Origin of the sequence: Marinomonas foliarum (genome assembly GCF_003337275.1) — a bacterium.
GTDB classification, from domain to species: Bacteria; Pseudomonadota; Gammaproteobacteria; order Pseudomonadales; family Marinomonadaceae; genus Marinomonas; species Marinomonas foliarum.
In genome coordinates this window covers 135,005-154,655 of record NZ_QPJQ01000002.1, presented here as the reverse complement: position 1 = coordinate 154,655, position 19,651 = coordinate 135,005, and the positions used below count along the sequence as shown (strand labels likewise).

Annotated in this window: 19 protein-coding genes; 5 read left to right on the top strand and 14 right to left on the bottom strand. The window is 43.9% G+C overall.

The genetic code is table 11. The annotated features are described in order from the left end of the window. Position 1 precedes the first annotated feature (1 nt). The 5 genes from DFP77_RS01750 to DFP77_RS01730 all read right to left on the bottom strand — a co-directional run bounded on the left by DFP77_RS01750 (position 2) and on the right by DFP77_RS01730 (position 4,883). Positions 2-1,063, bottom strand: coding sequence for a class I SAM-dependent methyltransferase (locus DFP77_RS01750; protein ID WP_114410572.1), 1,062 nt, complete (start codon positions 1,061-1,063; stop codon positions 2-4). After that, positions 1,053-1,661 carry a gamma-glutamylcyclotransferase family protein gene (locus DFP77_RS01745; protein WP_114410571.1) on the bottom strand — a complete coding sequence of 203 codons (609 nt, stop codon included), beginning with the start codon at positions 1,659-1,661 and terminating at the stop codon, positions 1,053-1,055. Before DFP77_RS01745 ends, DFP77_RS01750 begins: the two co-directional genes overlap by 11 nt. 170 nt (positions 1,662-1,831) lie before the next feature. Beyond that, positions 1,832-3,358, bottom strand: a complete 1,527-nt coding sequence (locus tag DFP77_RS01740) for a DHA2 family efflux MFS transporter permease subunit (RefSeq protein WP_114410570.1) — start codon at positions 3,356-3,358, stop codon at positions 1,832-1,834. Positions 3,359-3,368: 10 nt separating this feature from the next. Further along, complete coding sequence (locus DFP77_RS01735) at positions 3,369-4,433, bottom strand: HlyD family secretion protein (protein WP_114410569.1); 1,065 nt, start codon at positions 4,431-4,433, stop codon at positions 3,369-3,371. A 24-nt stretch (positions 4,434-4,457) separates the two neighbouring features. Continuing rightward, on the bottom strand, positions 4,458-4,883 hold the full coding sequence (locus DFP77_RS01730) for a MarR family winged helix-turn-helix transcriptional regulator (protein ID WP_114410568.1): 426 nt from the start codon (positions 4,881-4,883) through the stop codon (positions 4,458-4,460). A gap of 202 nt (positions 4,884-5,085) precedes the next feature. Here DFP77_RS01730 and DFP77_RS01725 point away from each other — a divergent pair, with 202 nt between their 5' ends. Next, positions 5,086-5,835 carry an SDR family oxidoreductase gene (locus DFP77_RS01725; protein WP_114410567.1) on the top strand — a complete coding sequence of 250 codons (750 nt, stop codon included), beginning with the start codon at positions 5,086-5,088 and terminating at the stop codon, positions 5,833-5,835. A gap of 13 nt (positions 5,836-5,848) precedes the next feature. Here DFP77_RS01725 and DFP77_RS01720 read toward each other — a convergent pair whose 3' ends face one another. The 8 genes from DFP77_RS01720 to pdxR form a co-directional block, all read right to left on the bottom strand. Next, positions 5,849-7,513: a tannase/feruloyl esterase family alpha/beta hydrolase gene (locus DFP77_RS01720; protein WP_114410566.1), complete on the bottom strand. Its 1,665-nt coding sequence runs from the start codon at positions 7,511-7,513 to the stop codon at positions 5,849-5,851. A gap of 167 nt (positions 7,514-7,680) precedes the next feature. After that, positions 7,681-8,571, bottom strand: coding sequence for a heme o synthase (gene cyoE / locus DFP77_RS01715; protein WP_114410565.1), 891 nt, complete (start codon positions 8,569-8,571; stop codon positions 7,681-7,683). 71 nt (positions 8,572-8,642) lie between these two features. Next, positions 8,643-8,963, bottom strand: a complete 321-nt coding sequence (cyoD, locus tag DFP77_RS01710) for a cytochrome o ubiquinol oxidase subunit IV (RefSeq protein ID WP_024024358.1) — start codon at positions 8,961-8,963, stop codon at positions 8,643-8,645. Then, positions 8,963-9,586, bottom strand: coding sequence for a cytochrome o ubiquinol oxidase subunit III (cyoC, locus tag DFP77_RS01705; protein ID WP_024024357.1), 624 nt, complete (start codon positions 9,584-9,586; stop codon positions 8,963-8,965). Before cyoC ends, cyoD begins: the two co-directional genes overlap by 1 nt. A gap of 2 nt (positions 9,587-9,588) precedes the next feature. Beyond that, positions 9,589-11,568 (bottom strand): cytochrome o ubiquinol oxidase subunit I, encoded by a 1,980-nt coding sequence (gene cyoB, locus DFP77_RS01700; RefSeq protein WP_024024356.1) that lies wholly within the window; start codon positions 11,566-11,568, stop codon positions 9,589-9,591. After that, complete coding sequence (gene cyoA, locus DFP77_RS01695) at positions 11,568-12,620, bottom strand: ubiquinol oxidase subunit II (RefSeq protein ID WP_198432044.1); 1,053 nt, start codon at positions 12,618-12,620, stop codon at positions 11,568-11,570. The genes cyoB and cyoA overlap by 1 nt, the downstream gene beginning before the upstream one ends. A 160-nt stretch (positions 12,621-12,780) precedes the next feature. Next, positions 12,781-13,152 carry a hypothetical protein gene (locus DFP77_RS01690; protein ID WP_147270542.1) on the bottom strand — a complete coding sequence of 124 codons (372 nt, stop codon included), beginning with the start codon at positions 13,150-13,152 and terminating at the stop codon, positions 12,781-12,783. A gap of 250 nt (positions 13,153-13,402) precedes the next feature. Continuing rightward, complete coding sequence (pdxR, locus tag DFP77_RS01685) at positions 13,403-14,881, bottom strand: MocR-like pyridoxine biosynthesis transcription factor PdxR (protein ID WP_114410564.1); 1,479 nt, start codon at positions 14,879-14,881, stop codon at positions 13,403-13,405. 105 nt (positions 14,882-14,986) lie between these two features. On the opposite strand from pdxR, the gene DFP77_RS01680 reads away from it, so the two are divergent. Both DFP77_RS01680 and DFP77_RS01675 read left to right on the top strand, forming a co-directional pair. Further along, entirely contained in the window at positions 14,987-15,637 is a 651-nt protein-coding gene (locus tag DFP77_RS01680) for a pyridoxamine 5'-phosphate oxidase family protein (RefSeq protein WP_114410563.1), read from the top strand. Between the two features lie 331 nt (positions 15,638-15,968). Next, on the top strand, positions 15,969-17,375 hold the full coding sequence (locus tag DFP77_RS01675) for an alanine/glycine:cation symporter family protein (RefSeq protein ID WP_072838679.1): 1,407 nt from the start codon (positions 15,969-15,971) through the stop codon (positions 17,373-17,375). An 88-nt stretch (positions 17,376-17,463) separates the two neighbouring features. On the opposite strand, the gene DFP77_RS01670 is transcribed toward DFP77_RS01675, so the two are convergent. Then, positions 17,464-17,679 carry a DUF2798 domain-containing protein gene (locus DFP77_RS01670; RefSeq protein WP_114410562.1) on the bottom strand — a complete coding sequence of 72 codons (216 nt, stop codon included), beginning with the start codon at positions 17,677-17,679 and terminating at the stop codon, positions 17,464-17,466. 151 nt (positions 17,680-17,830) lie between these two features. On the opposite strand from DFP77_RS01670, the gene DFP77_RS01665 reads away from it, so the two are divergent. After that, positions 17,831-18,721, top strand: a complete 891-nt coding sequence (locus DFP77_RS01665; RefSeq protein WP_114410561.1) for a LysR family transcriptional regulator — start codon at positions 17,831-17,833, stop codon at positions 18,719-18,721. 83 nt (positions 18,722-18,804) lie between these two features. Beyond that, positions 18,805-19,611 carry a sulfite exporter TauE/SafE family protein gene (locus DFP77_RS01660; RefSeq protein ID WP_114410560.1) on the top strand — a complete coding sequence of 269 codons (807 nt, stop codon included), beginning with the start codon at positions 18,805-18,807 and terminating at the stop codon, positions 19,609-19,611. The last annotated feature ends 40 nt before the right edge of the window (positions 19,612-19,651 follow it).

Sequence of the window (19,651 nt, the reverse complement as noted above, 5' to 3'; positions counted from 1 at the left end):
ATTACTTCTTCTTAGGTTGGCGGCCGTGATAGATAGCAAAGCCTTTATCGCGATAAAGGCGAGTATGCGATCCTAACGCCGCGTCAAGAATTGGCGGGTAACGCAAAAAGTCATTGGCAACCACAAACAGCTCACCGTTTAAGGTAAGATGCTGTTTAACTCCCATAAAGAAGCTTTCCGCTATGCTGTAGTCGGTGTTAACGCCCGTATGAAACGGCGGATTAGTCACGACGTAGTTAAAGCGGCCTTTTACTTCACTTAAGCCATTCGAAGCGATCAAGGTAACAGCATCGCTGATTTGGTTCGCAGCAAAAGTCAGCTCGGTCGCTTTCAACGCTAAAACACTGTCATCTAGCGCTGTGATATGCGCGCCTGTTTTGTTATGCAACCAAAGGGAAATAATGCCATCGCCACAGCCAAAGTCGAGTATACGCGCATTGGCTACATCGCTCATAAAACGATGTTCATTCAATTGGTTTAATAAAATACTCGTACCTTTATCAAGCTTTCCATGGCCAAAAACACCAGGCAAACTGCATAAAGAGAAGCTTTGGCCTGCAATATCTTGTTTCCAAGTAACGATCCAATCTTCAAATACAAATGTCTTCGCTGGGCGGCGCTTGTAGCCAGTGTACAGCAGGCAATGTTTGGCCCCGTCAACTTTACCTACTTCGTCTAGACCCGCTTCTAAGCGCTTCATAGACGATTTCACGCCACTCTTATTGTCGCCCACCAGCCATATCTGACCGCCATCTTTTAGCAGAGGCAAAACTGCTGCAATTAGGTAGTCGAGCAATTCTTTGGCTTTTGGCTGATAAATCACAACATGATCAAAATCACTGCCATTTTCCAATGCCCACTGAGCAGACAAGAATAACTTCTCCTCTACAAAGCCGACTCGCAACAGAGCATCATAAAAGGTTTTAGATTGGCACCACGCGGACACATCCGCCTTTCTGCTTAAATCCAATGGATAAGTGTCTTCAGGGTTAGCAAATAAAACTTTGCCAACCAATTCTTCTTCGTTGCGTGCCAACAATTGGCTCGTCGAGTTAAGATTCATAAGTTACAGATAGCTCTTTTATAGAAAGGGTGGTTACAGGCGCAAGTAATATATTTAAGCGCTCTGTAGGAAGATCTGGTTGTACTCTTGGGTAGCGTGGTGCTTGCCGGTCATTTAGCAAAGGCGATGTCCAACCTCGAGTTAAGACTAAAAAGTCCTGTGTAAACGCATCGCCATGTTCTAAACAGCCAGACAAAATAACATCGAGATAGCTTAGAGCAATCGGACATTCTTGATGCGGCTCAACCACGTCATGGGTGTGATAAACCCAATAAGTCCCCGCTGGCAGTGGGTCATCTTGATAGGTGGTGAGTTGTTCAGCATCAATCTTTGCTCGCTGATAGCCTTGTTCACGTTCATCGAACAAGGGAAATTGATCAAAAGGCACTTCAACCAACACCCCATTACAGGCTTTTTCTGGAGCATGAACAACGGCTACTGAACTCATTCCATAATCGACAGACATCACTGACCAATGACGCTCAAATCCATGAAGCTTAACAGGCCATACATTGCCAGTTTCTCCAGTTTTTGCGCGGCTTTCGCCATTGATTAGACTGCCATAGCCCAAAATAAAATGTCGATCTAATGAGTTCATATTTACCTCCAGACAGAACCAATTGCCGCATGATAACGTGTGCCTTTAGACAGTGCTAGCTTATGTCAGAATTGATCGATAAGGAGTAATACTCATAGTCGTTGATTACAATAAAAAAGCCCTGAAAAATCAGGGCTATTGAAGTGAAATCTAGATTTTTTGTTGTCAATTTAAGCCGGAGATTTTTTCGCAGGACTTTTCAGAAGAAAAACCAAAGGCACTGCCGCAACAGATACCCACATCATTAGACGAAAATCTTGAAGGTACGCTAGAGTGGTCGCTTGAACCGTCACAACTTGGTTTATCGCAGCTAACCCCGCTGTTGTGGCAGTATTATATACCCCACTTTCTTGAGCCATTTGCAACCCAAGATTAAATGGGTTGATATAGTCTGCAAATGCAGCGTGGTTAATTTGCGAGCGTTGTGCCAAATAGGTTGTCACTACAGATATACCAATACTGCTACCAATGTTACGCAGCAAACTAAACATCGCCGTGCCTTCGTTACGATATTTAGGGTTCAGTGTGGCAAAACTAATGGTTGATAGAGGCACAAAAATAAAGCCTAAGCCAACACCCTGCACCATCCCCGTACGTATGATGTCCCATGCGGTGACTTCTGTCGTAAACAGCGTCATCTCCCACATAGAAAAGGTAATCAGTGACAAACCTAAGGAAATGAAATAGCGAGCATCCACTTTGTTAGCTAAACGCCCGACGATTATCATCGCCCCCATAGTACCAAAGCCACGCGGCGCCAAAATTGCACCTATGTCGACCACTGGATACCCCATCAAAGAACTCATAAATGGCGGCAGTAATGCCATTGATGATAATAGAATTACCCCAACGATAAAGATAAACACCATGCCGACACTAAAGTTTCGATCATGGAACATCTTAGGGTCAATAAAGGGGTGATCATGGGTGAAAATATGAACCAGAAACATATAACCACAAACAACGGCGAGCATGCCCTCTATGATAACTTCTAGACTTTCAAACCAGCTTTGAGATTCTCCCCGGTCAAGCATCATCTGCAAACTACCGATGGCAATGCCAAGTAACACAAAGCCATAAAGGTCAAAGCTGCGCTTTTTATCCAACGGTGACTCTTCTAAGAAACCAGCAAGACCAAGCCAAGCAACGATGCCAAAGGGCACATTAATGTAAAACACCCAGCGCCAGCTGTAATATTCGGTCAATAAGCCACCAAGATAAGGCCCTAAGATTGGCCCAACCATGACACCCACACCCCACATAGCCATGGCTGAGCCGTGCTTTTCTTTCGGGTAAGTATCAAGTAATACAGATTGAGACAAGGGCACCAAGCTTGCGCCAAAGACCCCTTGTAGCAATCGAAAGAAGACGATTTGATCTAAAGATTGGGCTGCACCACATAAGATCGAAGTCACAGTAAAACCAACAACAGACCACATAAACAAACGCTTACGACCAATCTTTGCAGCCACAATACCTGTAAGTGGCATACAAATAGCGGCCGCAACAATGTAAGACGTTAAGACCCAAGAAATCTGATCCTGAGTCGTTCCCATTGCTCCTTTCATATTCGGCAATGCAACATTGGCAATTGTGGTGTCTAACGCTTGCATAATGGTTGCCAGCATCACCGATATCGTAATCATGATACGAGTTGTACTAGCACTTTTAGGTTGTACGCTTTGTGTCGCCGCCATAACTATCGCCTCACAAAGCTACACCGAGCAAACGTCGATGATGTTCTGTATCTATGGTGACATTTGCACTAAAGCCTGTACGCAACACGGGTGTGCCTGGCTTCTCATCTACGGATACTTTTACCATGAGTCGCTGTGCTATTTTTACCCAATTACCAGTGGCATTTTCGGCAGGGATAACTGAAAAACTAGCGCCAGTTGCAGGGCTGATACTTTCAACTTTGCCAGAGAGAACCAAACCTGGATAGGCATCTACCTCTACTTCAACGTCTTGTCCTTCTTTTACATAGCTCAAATCTTTTTCGGTGAAGTTGGCTTCAATCCATTGCTTTTCATCAGACACCAACACCATTGAGATTGAGCCAGCTGTAATGTATTCACCACTATTAGGAACTTTTGCCACTACACCAGAGGCAGGTGCCCTTATATCAATATGAGCAAGATCAATTCGTGCCTGATCTAATGCCGCTTGGGCAGCTTGATAGCTTGGGTGGTCTTCCAGTGGCGCACTTGGGTCACCGCCTAACGCTTCTTTCAAACGGAACAAGTCCTTTTTCAAGGTAGTGACATTCAATTCACTGACTTCAGCAGCTTGTTGAGCTTGATCATACTGCGTATCAGAAACGAATTTTTGCTTTAACAAATTACCTTGGCGCTTTTCTTCACGTTGGCTAAATGTGTATTTTTTCTCTGCTAATTGAATTTCAGCTTTCTTCTCTTCATAAGCAGCTTTTTGCTCCAATAAATTCAGACGAACTTGCTGTAGTTGTGCTTGCGCCTTGGCTTCGGCCACTTTAAAAGAGGTTGGGTCGATTCTAAATAACAGCTGACCCTTTTCGATTTTTTGGTTCTCTTTAACTGAAATAGACTGGATCGCCCCTGATACTTCGGGGTTTATTGTCGTTATATCTGATTGGACATAAGCGTTGTCTGTTTCAACATAGCGACCGCCTTTCATATAAACAAACACAGAAGCTAAAATAACCACTAAAGGCAATGCCACTAATAAAGTACGACGAGTCGTGCGTTTTTCCACTTGTTTTGAAACAGATGGATTATTTTCTTGTTCACTCATTTCCAGTATTTCCCCAAGTAAATTCTATAATGACGAGTCAATTGATAAATTTGTATGCATGACAGAGAGCGCATCCTGAAGAACAGTGACTTGCTCATCTGTTAAGCCTTGTAGCGCTTTCTCACGAACACGCTTCACCTCAACATCGATTTTTTCTAACAATGGCGCCGACTTCGCCATTAAATACAATCCATAGGCACGACGGTCTTTTGGGTCTGGACGACGCTCGACCAAATTATCTTCCGACAATTGGTCGATTAGACGAGCAAGCGTAATGGGCTGAATATCCAGCATTTCAGCTAATTGCACTTGTCGAATACCCTCGTAATGAGAAACGTATACCAGTGCCCGCGCTTGCATTGGGGTCATACAGAGATCGCTTTTTAAATACTCTCTACGCATGAGACGAATGATGTCTGTTAGAAGAAAACCAATGTTGTTTGTTTGCATTAAAACCACCAAATTTAATATCTTATGATTATTATATATATTACTTACTATATTCAATCTGGCTTTATAAAGATGCCTAATACTTCCTCAGTTTATGAAAAATAATCGTTTAAAAATCCTTAATATCAGAGGAGTCAGAGTCTGGTTTTAGTCAAGTAGGCACGTTATTGTGAAGAGTAACTAAAACAACAAGGAGAGTGATTTGAAATTACCCATACTTTTGATTACTGGTGGTGGGAGAGGCATAGGCGCAGCGACGGCTAAACTCGCGGCCCAACACAGCTATGAAGTTATTATCAACTACCGAGAAGATGCGACTTCTGCAGAAAACGTCGCCACTGACATAATCGCATCTGGCGGAATAGCACATTGCATACAAGCGGACATAAGCAACACTGAACAAGTCAGTAAGATGTTTGCCACAATTCGACGTAACTGGGGGCCGATTAAGGCTTTAGTGAATAGTGCCGGGGTACTAGATCAACAAGCACGCTTTGTGGATACCCAACCAGAACGCTGGCAGCGAGTCTTTCAAACCAATGTCTTTGGCACCATGCAATGCTGCCAAGAAGCCTTTCAAGACATGGCTAAGAGCCAAGGAGGTGAAGGTGGCGCTATCGTCAATGTGTCGTCTCTTGCCTCTGTTTATGGATCACCAAATGAGTACGTAGACTACGCCGCTAGCAAAGGTGCGGTAGATTCTTTCTCCAAGGGCTTTGCCTTAGAAGTGGCTAGCGATGGCATTCGAGTTAACGTGGTCAGACCTGGTTTGATATACACCGACATGCACGCCGATGGCGGCGAAGCAGGACGAGTGGATCGCATAGGGCCTAATTTACCGCTGCAACGCGGAGGACAGCCAGAAGAGGTCGCCGAAGCGATTCTCTGGTTCCTCAGCGACAAATCCAGCTATTCCACTGGTGGCTTTATTGATGTCGGTGGTGGCCGCTAAAAGCAGCATAGTTTTATTTACTCACGACACACTGGAATGAACTCGCCTTCTGCAAACTGCCTTGACGATATTTCGCATAAGAGGGGTAAGGGCATAGAGGGCGAGTTAAATCAGCCATACGTGCTGTAATTTCCGGATTATCCAGCCGTGTTGCTGCCACCACACTATGAGGTGCAGCCTTGCGTTCTACCCACGAAATTAGTGGCTGAAGCATATCAAACTGGTCCACAGATAAACCACCTTGGCCATGAGGCATGCCTGGGACACGATATAAACGCACGAACTCAGAAGCTCGACCTTCAAGGGTAAAGTCCAAGAAATCATACCAACGTACCGTGTCTTTTACAGAGAAAACAGGGTCACTATTGCCGTGAAAAATAATCATTTTTCCACCGTTATTGTGAAACCCCGTTAGCTTTGGCTTGGCAGCATCTGGCGGTGTCATTATAGACATAGCAGATTCTTTGAATTGATTATTCGTCGCAAATATTTTCGGTGCGTCTTTATCAAAGTCAAAGTTTAGTAAGTAGTTTTCCAATGAATACACGTCGCCAGGCACATTAGAATATGGAGTGGTAAAAATATGTGCTAAGGAAGCCCCTCCCATAACTAAGCTAATTGGCTTATTGCTCCACGCGGAACTTTCACTTTCCAGTTTCCACATCCGCCAGTTGTTAGAACGAATGCCGCTGTCATAAACCCAATCCGTGTATAGCGCTTGGTTTTTAGAATTGTGAGGCCCCATGTGCATGCGCATCAATGCCGCAACCTTATTCAATGAAAGACAATTTCTATCCAAGTCGTTTTTACAGACCAATGCCTTCGGATTGAATACCTTCTGACAGGCATCCACCGCAAAAATCAAGTCATCACTAATTCCATCCAATGTATCGCATTGGGTTAGTAACTGGTTGGTAAAAAATGTTAAATCACGCTTGCTCAAAGCTTGGCCGATATCATCATTGACACGACGTAACGCTTGAATATCCCAGGCATGTTGTAGAGCTGCTTTTGGTAAATTAAAACCTGGGTAGCCAACTAACAGCCCATCAAACATCTCAGGAAACCGAGAAGCGGCCACCATCGCCATACGACCACCGTTCGACTGACCAAGTCCATAAGCATATTGGACCGGAGATTGGTAATAACTTTCGACTAAAGATCGAGCAACAGGGTTTAGTTTTTGTACTGCACCATAGCCGTAATCTCGACGCGCTTCAGGATCATGACCAAAAGCGGCTCCACCGGCTAACCCCATTGCAGGATATGCTCTTGAATCATGGCCACCATTGCTTGAAACAACAGCAAAGCCTTGGTTAATCGCGTACTGAGAGTTAAGCAAACCTGTTATTTTACCTAATGCAGGCTTAACCTCACCGTCGTTGCCGCCATTAAATTGATAGGCAAAACGACCCTGCCAAAGGTTCGGTAAACGTAACTCAAATTTGATCGAATAAAACTTGTTATCAACACCCATACGCCGAGCCATAACACCGGATACTAAACAATACGGGCTCCGGACATCCTTATCAGCTCTCATCATTATGGTCTTAATGTCTACGTTTTTAGGCGCTTTGGAGACGAGTGCTTGGCAATTCTCTACATTCGCATAAAGAGGGTTTGCAGCAAAAATAAGCAAAACAGCAATTGATGCCGTCACAGTCAAAAGCATTTTCATTCACATCGTCCTTTTTGATACTGGATGCCAAATCTAAGGATCACACTTTCAAAGTGAGATACCACAAGCAAGTATTCAAAATAACCAATAATGAAAAAAATAGAAAGTTATCAGGAAGGAGAAAAGAAATAAAAAACGGGCTTAAAGCCCGTTTTGGAAAGCATGAATTAATGAGCGCTAAATACCAATAGATTGGGTGAAACTTCATTAAAATCCAATGCCATAGTCACACTCAGCGCCGTTACCGTAATAATGGAGAAGAAGAACACTTGTCGTGCCCAACCATTCACATCAATACCTGGACGGTAGCCTCGTAACGCCATTGCTAGCCACCAAAGGCTGGTAGCCAGTGCAACAACCATAAAACCTATTCCTACATATCCAGTCAGCGGTAATAGTGCTGCAACAACCGCAAAAGCGGCAATGTGAAGAATAATATGGCGTTTCGCTTTTGCAATGCCTTGTGACACTGGCAACACAGGAATGCCTGCTGCTTCGTAATCTTTATAGCGAAAGATAGCAATTGCGTAAGAGTGTGGCATTTGCCAAATACAAAACATAGTTAACAAAATAGCAGCACCAGCATCAAACTGGCCCGCCGCCGCACAATACCCCACAACAGGAGGAACAGCACCAGATAAACTACCAACAAAAGTCCCATATACGGACTTGCGCTTGAAATACATAGTGTATAAACCGACATAAACCACGTAACCAAATACGGCAAAGGCGACCGCAACCCAATTAGTGAAATATGACAGCAAAGCAAAACCAATAACACCTAACACAATACCGTGGAAAAACGCCGCTTTACCTGACATCTCACCATTCACCGTCACACGATTACGTGTGCGCTGCATTTTTGCATCAATATCTCTATCAATATAGTTGTTAATGGCACAGCCAGAAGCAACCACCAACGACAAGCCAACCACTGTCGCTAGCATAAGAATCCAGTCAATCTCGCCACGGGAGGCTAAAAAGAAGCCCCCCGCAACAGAGATGAGGTTACCCATAATGATGCCAGGCTTTGTCACCTGAAGATAACGCTTAAACATCTTTACAGGCTCCCGTCGGACACACATTACTTGTAATGAAAGAAGTCCGCATAATCATCAAATAACTCTGCTTACATCATCATTGCGTTGGAAGCGTAGATAATCCAAACGGATAACGCGACAACCATCACAATAATTACGGCAGAGAATATGAATGAATAAGTATCCAACTTACCTTGTTCAGAGAAGTCCAAATGAAGGAAATACTTCAAATGAACAAAAATCTGAACAATGGCTAACAATACGATTGTTATGTAAGTTGGACCCTTATCGAACGCTTCCGTCATTACCATCCAGAATGGAATACCAGTCAAAATAACAGACCAGATAAAACCAACCAAGTAAGACTTCACGCTACCGTGTGAATGCGCTTCAGAAGAATGATCGCTCATTAGATCGCCCCCATCAGATAAACAACGGTGAAAACACAGATCCAGATTATATCCAAAAAGTGCCAGAACAAGCTTAGACAAGCCAGACGAGTCAATGATCGACCAGTCAACCCTGTCATCATGATTTCAACAGCTAAAATAACCATCCAAATCAAACCTGCTGTAACGTGCAATCCATGCAAGCCAACAAGACTAAAAAACGCTGACAAGAAAGCGCTAGCTTGAGGGCCATTGCCGTTATGGATCAGATGCTGAAACTCATATATTTCTAGGGCTATAAACACGCCACCAAAAATAAAGGTCGCCAGCAACCACATTAACGTACCAGAACGGTTTTTGTTATGAGCACAAATCATTGCAAAACCGAATGTGATACTTGAAACAAGTAGCGCAGCCGTGCCCGCAAGGATTAACTCAAGATCAAAAATATCTTTACCGGAGACACCACCTGCTGTGTTCATAAAGAGCACAGCGTAGGTAGCGAAGACAGATGCAAACAACAAGCAGTCTGTCATTAGGTACAGCCAGAACCCAAATACAGTGTTTCCACCTGTATCATGGTGTTCGTCGTGATGTGCACCAGCTTCGTGAGCGTCGTGCGTATTCATATGTGTAGTGCTCATGATTACCCCTTAGCCACGTTATCTAGATGCTCATTTTCGATCTGAGCGATTTCATCAGGCTGTACATAGTAATCAACATCAGAGGTGTAGGCACGGGCAATAAATGTCACGATAGAGCCTACTAGACCAACGATTGCCAGCCACCAAATATGCCAGATCATTGCAAAACCGAATGCCGTAATAAGTGCACCAATGATGATACCCGCCTTAGTATTCTTAGGCATATGGATAGGCGCATAGCTTTCTTTACGAACGTAAGCCGTACCTTTTTCTTTCATATCCGTGAAAGCATCGATATCAGATACAACTGGTAGCTCTGCAAAGTTGTAGTACTGCGGCGGAGAAGCCGTAGACCACTCAAGCGTATGACCATTCCATGGATCACCAGTAGTGTCCAAGTTTTGTGCACGGTCACGGAAGCTTACGTATAGCTGTAGGAACTGACAGATAATCCCCGCCAAGATAACCAGTGCACCAACAAGAGCGATGTACAACCAGATGTTCCAATCAGGATTATCTGTATGGTTTAGACGGCGAGTCATACCCAAGAAGCCCAATACATAAAGAGGCATGAAGGCTAGGAAGAAACCAACTAACCAACACCAGAAAGCCGCTTTACCAAGCTTAACGTTAAGATGGAAGCCCATCGCTTTAGGGAACCAGAAAGCAAAACCAGCTAGATAACCAAATACCGCACCACCAATGATGGTGTTATGGAAATGGGCAATCAAGAACAAGCTGTTATGCAATACATAGTTAGCACCAGGTACAGCAAGAAGTACACCTGTCATACCACCTACGGTGAAAGTCACCATGAAACCAAGTGTCCAAAGAACCGGAACAGTCACACGAAGGCGACCACGGTACATAGTGAACAACCAGTTAAATAGTTTCACACCAGTCGGTACAGCGATGATCATTGTCATCACACCAAAGAAGGCATTTACGTTCGCACTTGAACCCATGGTAAAGAAATGGTGAAGCCATACGATGAAACCAAGAATGGAAATCGAAGCTGTCGCCCAAACCATAGATTTGTAGCCGAACAAACGCTTACCAGTAAAGGTAGACACAATTTCAGAGAATATACCAAATGCTGGAAGAACAAGGATGTACACCTCAGGGTGACCCCATGCCCAGAACAAGTTGATATACATCATTGAGTTACCGCCGCCATCATTCGTAAAGAAGTGGAAATCTAGGTAACGGTCAAGCGTCAACATTGCCAGTACAGCAGTCAAAATTGGGAAGGATGCAGCGATCAAAATATTGGCCCAAGTACAGGTCCAAGTAAAGATCGGCATATCCATCAATTTCATACCAGGTGTACGCATTTTAAACACAGTCGCCAAGAAGTTAACTGCGGTTAATGTCGTACCAATACCTGATATCTGCAATGCCCAAATATAATAGTCGACCCCTACACCTGGACTGTATTCCAACCCTGATAAAGGTGGATAAGCCACCCAACCAGTTTTAGCAAATTCGCCAAGGCCTAAGGAAATATTCACCAATACCGCACCAGAAACAGCTAGCCAAAAACTTAAGTTGTTTAGGAACGGAAAAGCCACGTCACGAGCACCAATCTGTAGCGGCACAACAATGTTCATCAGACCTATCATAAATGGCATTGCCATAAAGATGATCATAATGACACCGTGAGCCGTAAAAATTTGGTCATAGTGGCTTGGAGGTAAATAGCCAGGGTCACCGCTCGTTGCAAGCGCGAGCTGCAAACGCATCATAATGGCATCCGCGAAACCACGAATAAGCATTACCAATGCTAGAACGATATACATGATACCCAGTTTTTTATGGTCAACAGACGTTAACCAGTCATTCCAGAGTACACCAAGCAATTTGTGCTTAATAAGTAGGAAAGCAAGTACACAACCAGCGATCGCAACGACACACAATGTGCCGATAACAATCGGGTCGTACGGAAGAGCGTCCCACGATAGTTTGCCTAAGAGTGCAGACATTATTTTTCAGCCTCCGTATGCATATCATCCGATGAGTGTTCAGACGACTCATGATTCATTTCCATTTCGCCGTGATTCATCTCGCCATGATTCATTTCACCATGGTTTGAATTGCCTTGGATCATATTCGAATCAAATGTTGTGCCTTTAAGCAGCTCAACTTTGCCGTGGTCTTTCATGAATTTCATAACGTTATCATTAAAGATTCCAGGCTTAATAGAACCGTAATACTGAACAGGCGTTGCTTCATGCACAGGAGCATGCAAATCATATTCAGCAAGCTTGTCGTATGAAGCTTGATCCAATATGCCATTGTTGGTTGATCCAGCAATAGACTCAGCTTTCACACCTGCAACCCAAGCATCAAAATCGGCTTGCGTTTCTGTAGCGATCGCTTTGAACTTCATATTGGTAAAGCCAGGTCCACTGTAGTTCGCAGAATAACCATCAAATGTACCAGGTTCATTCGCGATCAAGTGAAGCTTAGTCACCATGCCTGCCATTGAGTAAATTTGGCTACCCAATTGAGGAATGAAGAATGAGTTCATCGTGCCTTCAGATGAAATTTGGAAAGCAACAGGAACGTTTTCAGGAAATCTCAATTCGTTCACAGATGCGATGCCAAGATCCGGATAAATAAACAACCATTTCCAGTTCATCGAAACGACCTGAACATTGATATGATCTTTATCGGATTTCAAAGGCTTGTAAGGATCCAGTGCGTGAGTTGATTTCCAAGTAATCACGCCAAGAATAATGACGATAATGACTGGGATAGCCCAAACAACTGTTTCTATTTTTGTGGAGTGTGACCATTTTGGCTCGTAAATCTCGTCACGACCTTCACGGTATTTCCAAGCGAAATACAGTGTCATGAAGATGACAGGAATTACAACAACCAGCATCAACAAAGTAGCAACAATAATTAGTTGCTTCTCTTCAATACCAACTTGCCCTTTAGGATCGAGCACACCACCCTGACAACCGGCGAGCAAGCCCACCATTAGCGCCAAAGCGACTTTACTTAGGATACGAGTTAACAAGAGAATCATCCTCTAACCCCGAGGTTCACAAAACTGCCACTTGAACATCAAGCAACAGAACGAAAATCCGGCAAATGCCGGGTATTTCAGTAAAGATCACCGCACTGTAAAAACAGTGTAAAAATCATTACTGCATTAATGACATTAACGCAGTAATGATTCTTTTGGATCACCTAAATCTGAAAAAGGGAGCTCCACAACTCATCATGCATCGCGCCTCAGCACGACTAGCTTGCTCATTAGGAGCAAACACATGAAACAAAGAGAAGGCCAGTTTCTGGCGAGCAGGGTTGATATTGGTCATAACGGACCAATAACTAACCAATAATAGGGTGGTAAAAACGACGCTAAGAAGTAGCCCCGCTTTAATAATAGGGTCGATACTGATAACACTTAGGCTATCAACAGAGGAAAGAGTAGTAATAAGTACAAAAAAACTAACAAACAAGCAAGACACAGCAACAGCAACGCGTAAGGTTTCCGCCAAGACGCTGGATATAGAATGCATGCAATGACGCAAAATGTCTTGAAAATTGTTCAATTTATTCATCCGATTCATAAAAACAAAAGTGAAAATACCGTTTTTACTCGCTTCATACGAATTTACGTGGGCGAAATATAGCAAAATTTAAGCAACCACACAAAGCGTAGTTTAGCCTTTGTTCCTCTTTGCTTCACTGTCTTTTTATAAAAATTCACATTCTAAGTGTAAGGAAATCCCTAATATTTACCCTTCACCCCAAGAGTAACGCCCTTATAAGACGATTTCCTTACAGTATGTAAATCTTACTTTACTCCAGTTTTTTCACAAACCAATGCTTCAATGCGACAATAATATGCACCATTGTTTCTTCACTAGGCCCACTAAAACCTAATAAAAAGCCAAATTGGCTTTTCTCGCCCAGGTTATTTGCATAATGCGCGGACAAGGGAGAAAGGCATACTCCATCGCTATCAATAAGCTCTTGAGCAATCTGTTGATCTAGAGCGACATCCACTTCCATCGTAAAAAGGCAATCTGGTTTTAATGCTATCAATACATGCATTCCACCACGAGGCTTTTTCCAGTCAAACCAAGGAGCCAAATGCTGATCTAATAACGCCAATAAAAAGTCTCGCTTGAGCCGATAATGCCGACGCATTCGATTCACATGACGATCAAAATGGCCTTGAAGCATAAAATCTGCCACGGCAGGCTGTATTGGCAAGGATGCAGATGACCCCAACACTCGCTGACTTTTTTGTAATGTCGCAATATGCTTCATCGGCGCGACGATAAAGCCAAGCCGCAAGCCACGAAATAGCACTTTCGAAAAACTCCCTACAAAGAATACTCGGTCTCGGGCTTGGTCATGCACGCTCGCCGTTTGCATAAAAGGCACATTGCTTCGTCCCTGATAAACAAACTCATTGTCGTAATCGTCTTCTACCAGCCACCAGCTTGGTGAATTTTCCTGTAATGCTAGCAACCATTGCTGTCGTCGCGCTGCACTGATGCTAACGCCAAGGGGGTATTGCCGATTCGGCGTTACAATTGCCACATTCGAAGTATGTTCACTGTCTGGAAAACCAGGTCCATCTTCGTCAATAAAAAGAGCGCCAGCCTTTGCATGAGAAGGAATTACCTCGCGTATTGGCGAATAAGTAGGTTCTTCTAACCACCATTTCATTGGCGAATATTCGGAATCACCTATGGAAGTGATTGCATGCTGCAATAAAAGCAGCGAATCCCGACTGCCAGCCGTAACAATAATTTGTTCGGCTGAGCATTCAAGACCACGAACACGATATAAATAGTCGACTATTGCCACTTTTAAATTGGGATAGCCTGCGTCATATCCCCCCTCCAACACAGCCAAATCAGGATTAAGCCAACTACGTCGCATACTTGCCGCCCATTTCTTGGTAGGAAAAGCAGACGCATCAGCACCGGCATCAAACGCCCACTTTGGAAGCGTTTCATTGTGAGATAGAAAGTCCGAACTAGGTTTTTTCGTCGAGCGATGCCTCACCATAGGCAAAGCAGCAACAAAAACACCACGCTTTTCTTCGCTAGTTAAAATACCTTCGGCAATTAACTGATCATAAGCCCGCGACGTGGTACTTCGAGAAACACCCAATGAGCCAGCCAAAAAACGTGAGGAGGGTAGTTTGTCGCCAACTGATAATTCACCCGACACAATGCCTTGTTGAATTTGATCAATCAATTGTTGGTAATAAGGTGCACCGTCCTCTAAAGAGAAACGTAAACTAGTAATTGTGTGCTTCACATCTGGCCTGCTTTTTTATATTGATTCTGGCTATTTTTATAAAAGCCAGTTTTATCTAAAGTCTTGTTATAGCCAACACCTCAACAAGACTCAAGGGAAGAATGCATGAGCCAGTCACTCGCAGAAACAGTATTAAGCAAAGTAAAAAGAGGGCCGAACCGCGCGTCCTACGACAAAGACCTAGCTCTAGAGATTATTGATGCAGCATTAATGTGCCATGTAGGACAAACTAAAGATGGCCAAGTCTTCGTTACACCAACGTGCCATTGGCGTGACGGCGACTATTTGTATTGGCATGGGCATTCTAAGGCGCGCAACATCAAAAGTCCCATTGATGCAGCTGAAAAGGTCTGCATTAATATATCGCAGCTAGATGGTTTGGTAATGGCGCGCTCGGCATTTCACCATTCAGTAAATTATCGTTCCGTAACCTTATTTGGCGTACCAGAGCTGGTCGAAGACAAAGAAGAAAAAGTGCGTCAACTCAAACTTTTCCTAGATAAAGTCAGCCCAGGTCGCTGGGAAACGTTACGTCCCGTCAACGAGCAAGAAATCAAAGCAACTGGCGTCGTACGTATCAAAATAGACGAAGCCTCGGTCAAATTCCGAGCTGAGCCTCCTGTCGATGATCCAGCCGATAACGACTGGCCAGTGTGGGCGGGCGTTATGCCGTTAGAAAGACAGTGGGGGGAAGTTGAGCAAGATCCGATCCAGAACAAAGATTACCCAAAACCTACGACACCAAACGCCCAATAGTGCACCTATTACATGCACTCTTTGACCTCACGAAAATGGACTTCAGCTAAGTAAAAAATAAAAAGTTATTTATCGCTAAATCAAGGACATAACTACTTAGACAACTCGTTCCAAAAGCAAAAAACTAACAAAACCAAACCACTTTTATGCACTTTTTATGTGCGTGAAAGTGGTTTTTTTCTTGCGGTTTTCCATAAAATCGCTACCCTTGCACACTTTTTTAAGCTTCTGCGCGTTTTTTAGGGTGCCTTTTTTATCCAAAAAAGCATTCCTAACATTCAACCCACGAACAATAAAACGATAATCCTATCGAATAAAGGGAGTGCCCTACATGGCAGCCATCATAGACTTTTTAAATACTATTTTCTGGGGGTATATCCTCATCTATGGACTACTAGCCGTAGGCGTATATTTCACTTTACGTCTAGGTTTTATTCAGGTCCGTCGTTTTCCAGAATTCATCCGAACTGTTCTTAAAGCCCCACAATCGGATCGTGGCGGTATCTCTCCTTTCCAAGCACTATGTACTAGCCTCGCTTCTCGAGTAGGAACAGGCAACATGACAGGTGTTGCTGTCGCATTATATTTAGGTGGCCCAGGGGCTATTTTTTGGATGTGGGTGGTGGCAATTATCGGTATGGCAACCGCCTACGCTGAAAGCACCTTGGCTCAGCTCTACAAAATGCGCGATCAAAATGGCCAATTGCGTGGCGGCCCTGCGTTTTACATCAGTAAAGGCTTAAAAGCACCTTGGGCTGGTGCGGTATTTTCGCTTGCGCTTATCTTGGCGTTTGGTTTGGTATTCAATGCGGTGCAAGCCAACTCGATTGCAGGCGCAATGGAAGGCGCGTTTGGTATCGACACCAGTGTGACTGGCATCGTGATCATGCTGCTAGCAGCAATTGTTATCTTCGGTGGTATCAAGAAAATCGCACGTTTTGCTGAAATCGTTGTGCCATTCATGGCCGTTTTATATCTATTGCTAGCTTTGTATGTGATCTTCGCCAATATCTCTGACGTACCAGCGGCATTCGCGTTAATCTTTAAGAGCGCATTTGGTATCGAGCAAGCTGCAGGCGGCGTTTTAGGTGCCATGCTAAACGGTGTAAAACGTGGTTTGTTTTCCAACGAAGCGGGTATGGGTTCTGCGCCAAATATTGCAGCGGTTGCTACGCCAAACCCTCATCACCCAGCATCCCAAGGCATGGTTCAATCATTAGGTGTTTTCATTGATACACTGCTGATTTGTACTGCAACGGCCTTGATGATTCTATTATCTGGTGCATTGGGTAACGGTCAAACAGGCATTGCCTTAACACAAACGGCGCTAACGACTCACATTGGTAGTGCAGGTCATTACTTTGTTGCTATTGCGATTTTCTTCTTCGCTTTCACTTCCATTATCGGTAACTACAGTTATGCAGAAAATGCGCTAACTTACCTAAAATGGGCGAATAAACCAGGGATTTTCATTCTACGCATCTTGGCGCTTGGCATGATCCCTTGGGGCGCTTATGAAAGTGTGGCGATGGTATTCAATGCGGCTGATGCAGCGATGGGTCTAATGGCAACTATTAACCTGATTGCGATCATGATGTTATCTGGTTTGGTAGTGAAATTAACCAAAGACTATTTCACGCAATTAAAAACCCACACGCCAGTGTTCAATTCAGACGATTACCCAGAAGTTCGTGACGATATCGACCTTAGTGTTTGGGATGAAAAACCCAGTAAATAAACGACGAACACAACGTTAGTGATGTTAAAAACACAAAACCCGCTGCGCAGCGGGTTTTTCATTTCTAATACAGTTTAGTAACAATAGGCTAAATTTTTGCGGCAATCTTATGCGCTAAACCATGTAAGAATGGCCCTGCGATAAAAGAAATAATACCCGCAGCAGGCCAAGCCAATACCCAAGCTCCCATCCAGAAAGAGACGAAATTTGGATGTAACCCAATATTCAGATACGTAATCCATGCGGACATCAACAACGACAAGGTAAACGACATTAATACGGCAAAAATAATTCTGTGTTTCATGTTTCTCTCCTAATGAACTTACCGTCTTCTCTATAAATAGAGTGCCCCAGACGAAAAGTAAGTAAACGACTCAAACTCTGAATACATACTAGCAAACAACAATATTTGTAAATATACTGATTTTTTAAAAACAAATTTACGAAAATGCAAAATGCTTGATGATCTAAAGATTTTTATTACTGCTGCCAATAAAAATAGTCTGACTGCCGCCGCTCAACATCTTGATATGACTATCGCTACGGTATCTCGCCGTATCAGTGCCCTTGAGCAAAAACTTGGCTGTGAGTTACTACATCGTTCAACAAAAGGACTAACACTCACACCAGTGGGAGAAAGCTACTATCGCGAATGCGCGGAATTCATCGATGCGTTAGATCAGCGAATTTCCAACCTAGACCAAACCCTAAACAGTCTAAAAGGTGATTTGAAAGTACTTGCTCCGGTAAATTTGGGCAGCGGACCTCTAGACTCATTTTGGCAAGGTTTTGTTCAACTGTACCCAGACATCGAACTAAACATCGAACTGAGCAACACACTGCAAGATATCAGAGACACCCGCGCCGACATTGCCTTGCGCTCGGGGAATCAACCAAGTTCATCATTGATTCAAAAGAAATTAGGTCACATTGAGCCTATTCTAGTCGCATCGCCTAACATGGCATTCCCACTGCCTAAAACGATAGAAGACTTACAACATGCGCCGAGCATTGCGTCCAACATGTTTGCCGATTGGTTACTGATTAATAATCAAGAAGATCGGCGCCCGTTAAACAAAGAGCACCGGCATATTAGTAATGACATGACAATCACACTCAACCTAGCGAAAGCGGGCGCTGGAATTGCCTTAATGCCCATGAGCATGGTGCATGGCGCCCTTGAAACTGGTGAACTTATTCGGGTATTGCCTGAATGGCGCGGTCAAAGTAGAGAGATTTTTTTAGTCTGGCCTTATCGACGCAGCTTGTCGGCCAGAGCCAAACTATTAAAAGATGAACTGACTAAATTCCTTCACCAACAAACTTGGTTTCACCCAAGCCCTTAACCTCAAAAGCAAGAGTCTAAAAGGGAAAATTTGGTTACACTAACGCTCGAATAACGACAGACCAGCTCTAAACAAGGATCAACATGGAAAACTTATTCTGGTGGCAATACGCCTTAATTGGCGCCATTTTTATATGGAGCGGCTTTGTTCGCAGTGGCTTAGGATTTGGCGGGGCGGTGCTCGCGTTGCCTTTTCTTTTATTAGTGAAAAACGATCCGCTGTTATTTTTGCCGATTATTTCCATTCATCTTTTGGTATTTTCTAGCTGGATTGCATGGCAAGGATCAAGAGCCACCAAACAACAAGCCATACTCGCAGCAGAACAAGGCGAAGCACCGCAAGAAGCGCAGGGTAACATCGCTTGGGGTTATTTAAAGAAAGCGCTTGGCATCATGATAGTGCCGAAACTGATCGGCGTATTTGGTTTATTAACCTTACCCGGCAACATAGTCACTGGCGTGATATTTGTCATTGTTGCTGTCTTTGCTGTGTCTTACATCCTGAATAAACCGTTTTATACCAACAACAAATTCCTCGACACCATCTTTCTTATGCTTGGCGGCTACGTCAGTGGCACTTCCTTAATCGGCGCACCGCTTATCGTCTCCGTCTTCGCCACCAAAGTACCGCGCCATCAACTGCGCGATACCTTGTTTGTACTCTGGTTCATTCTGGTGATGATCAAAATGGTGTCCTTCCTCATCGCCGGCATCGACCTACAACTCATCCATCAACTTTGGTTACTACCTTGCGCCTTGATTGGTCACGTCTTCGGACAAAAACTCCACAACCGAATTCAAAAAGCTGAAACACCCGTCTTCTTCCAATTCGTCGGCTGGGCGCTCCTCATCGTCTGCGGGTTTGGCTTGTACTCGACGTTCATGCTTTAAGGTTATTGGCTTTGCTTTGTCATATATAGTTAGCTCAGCC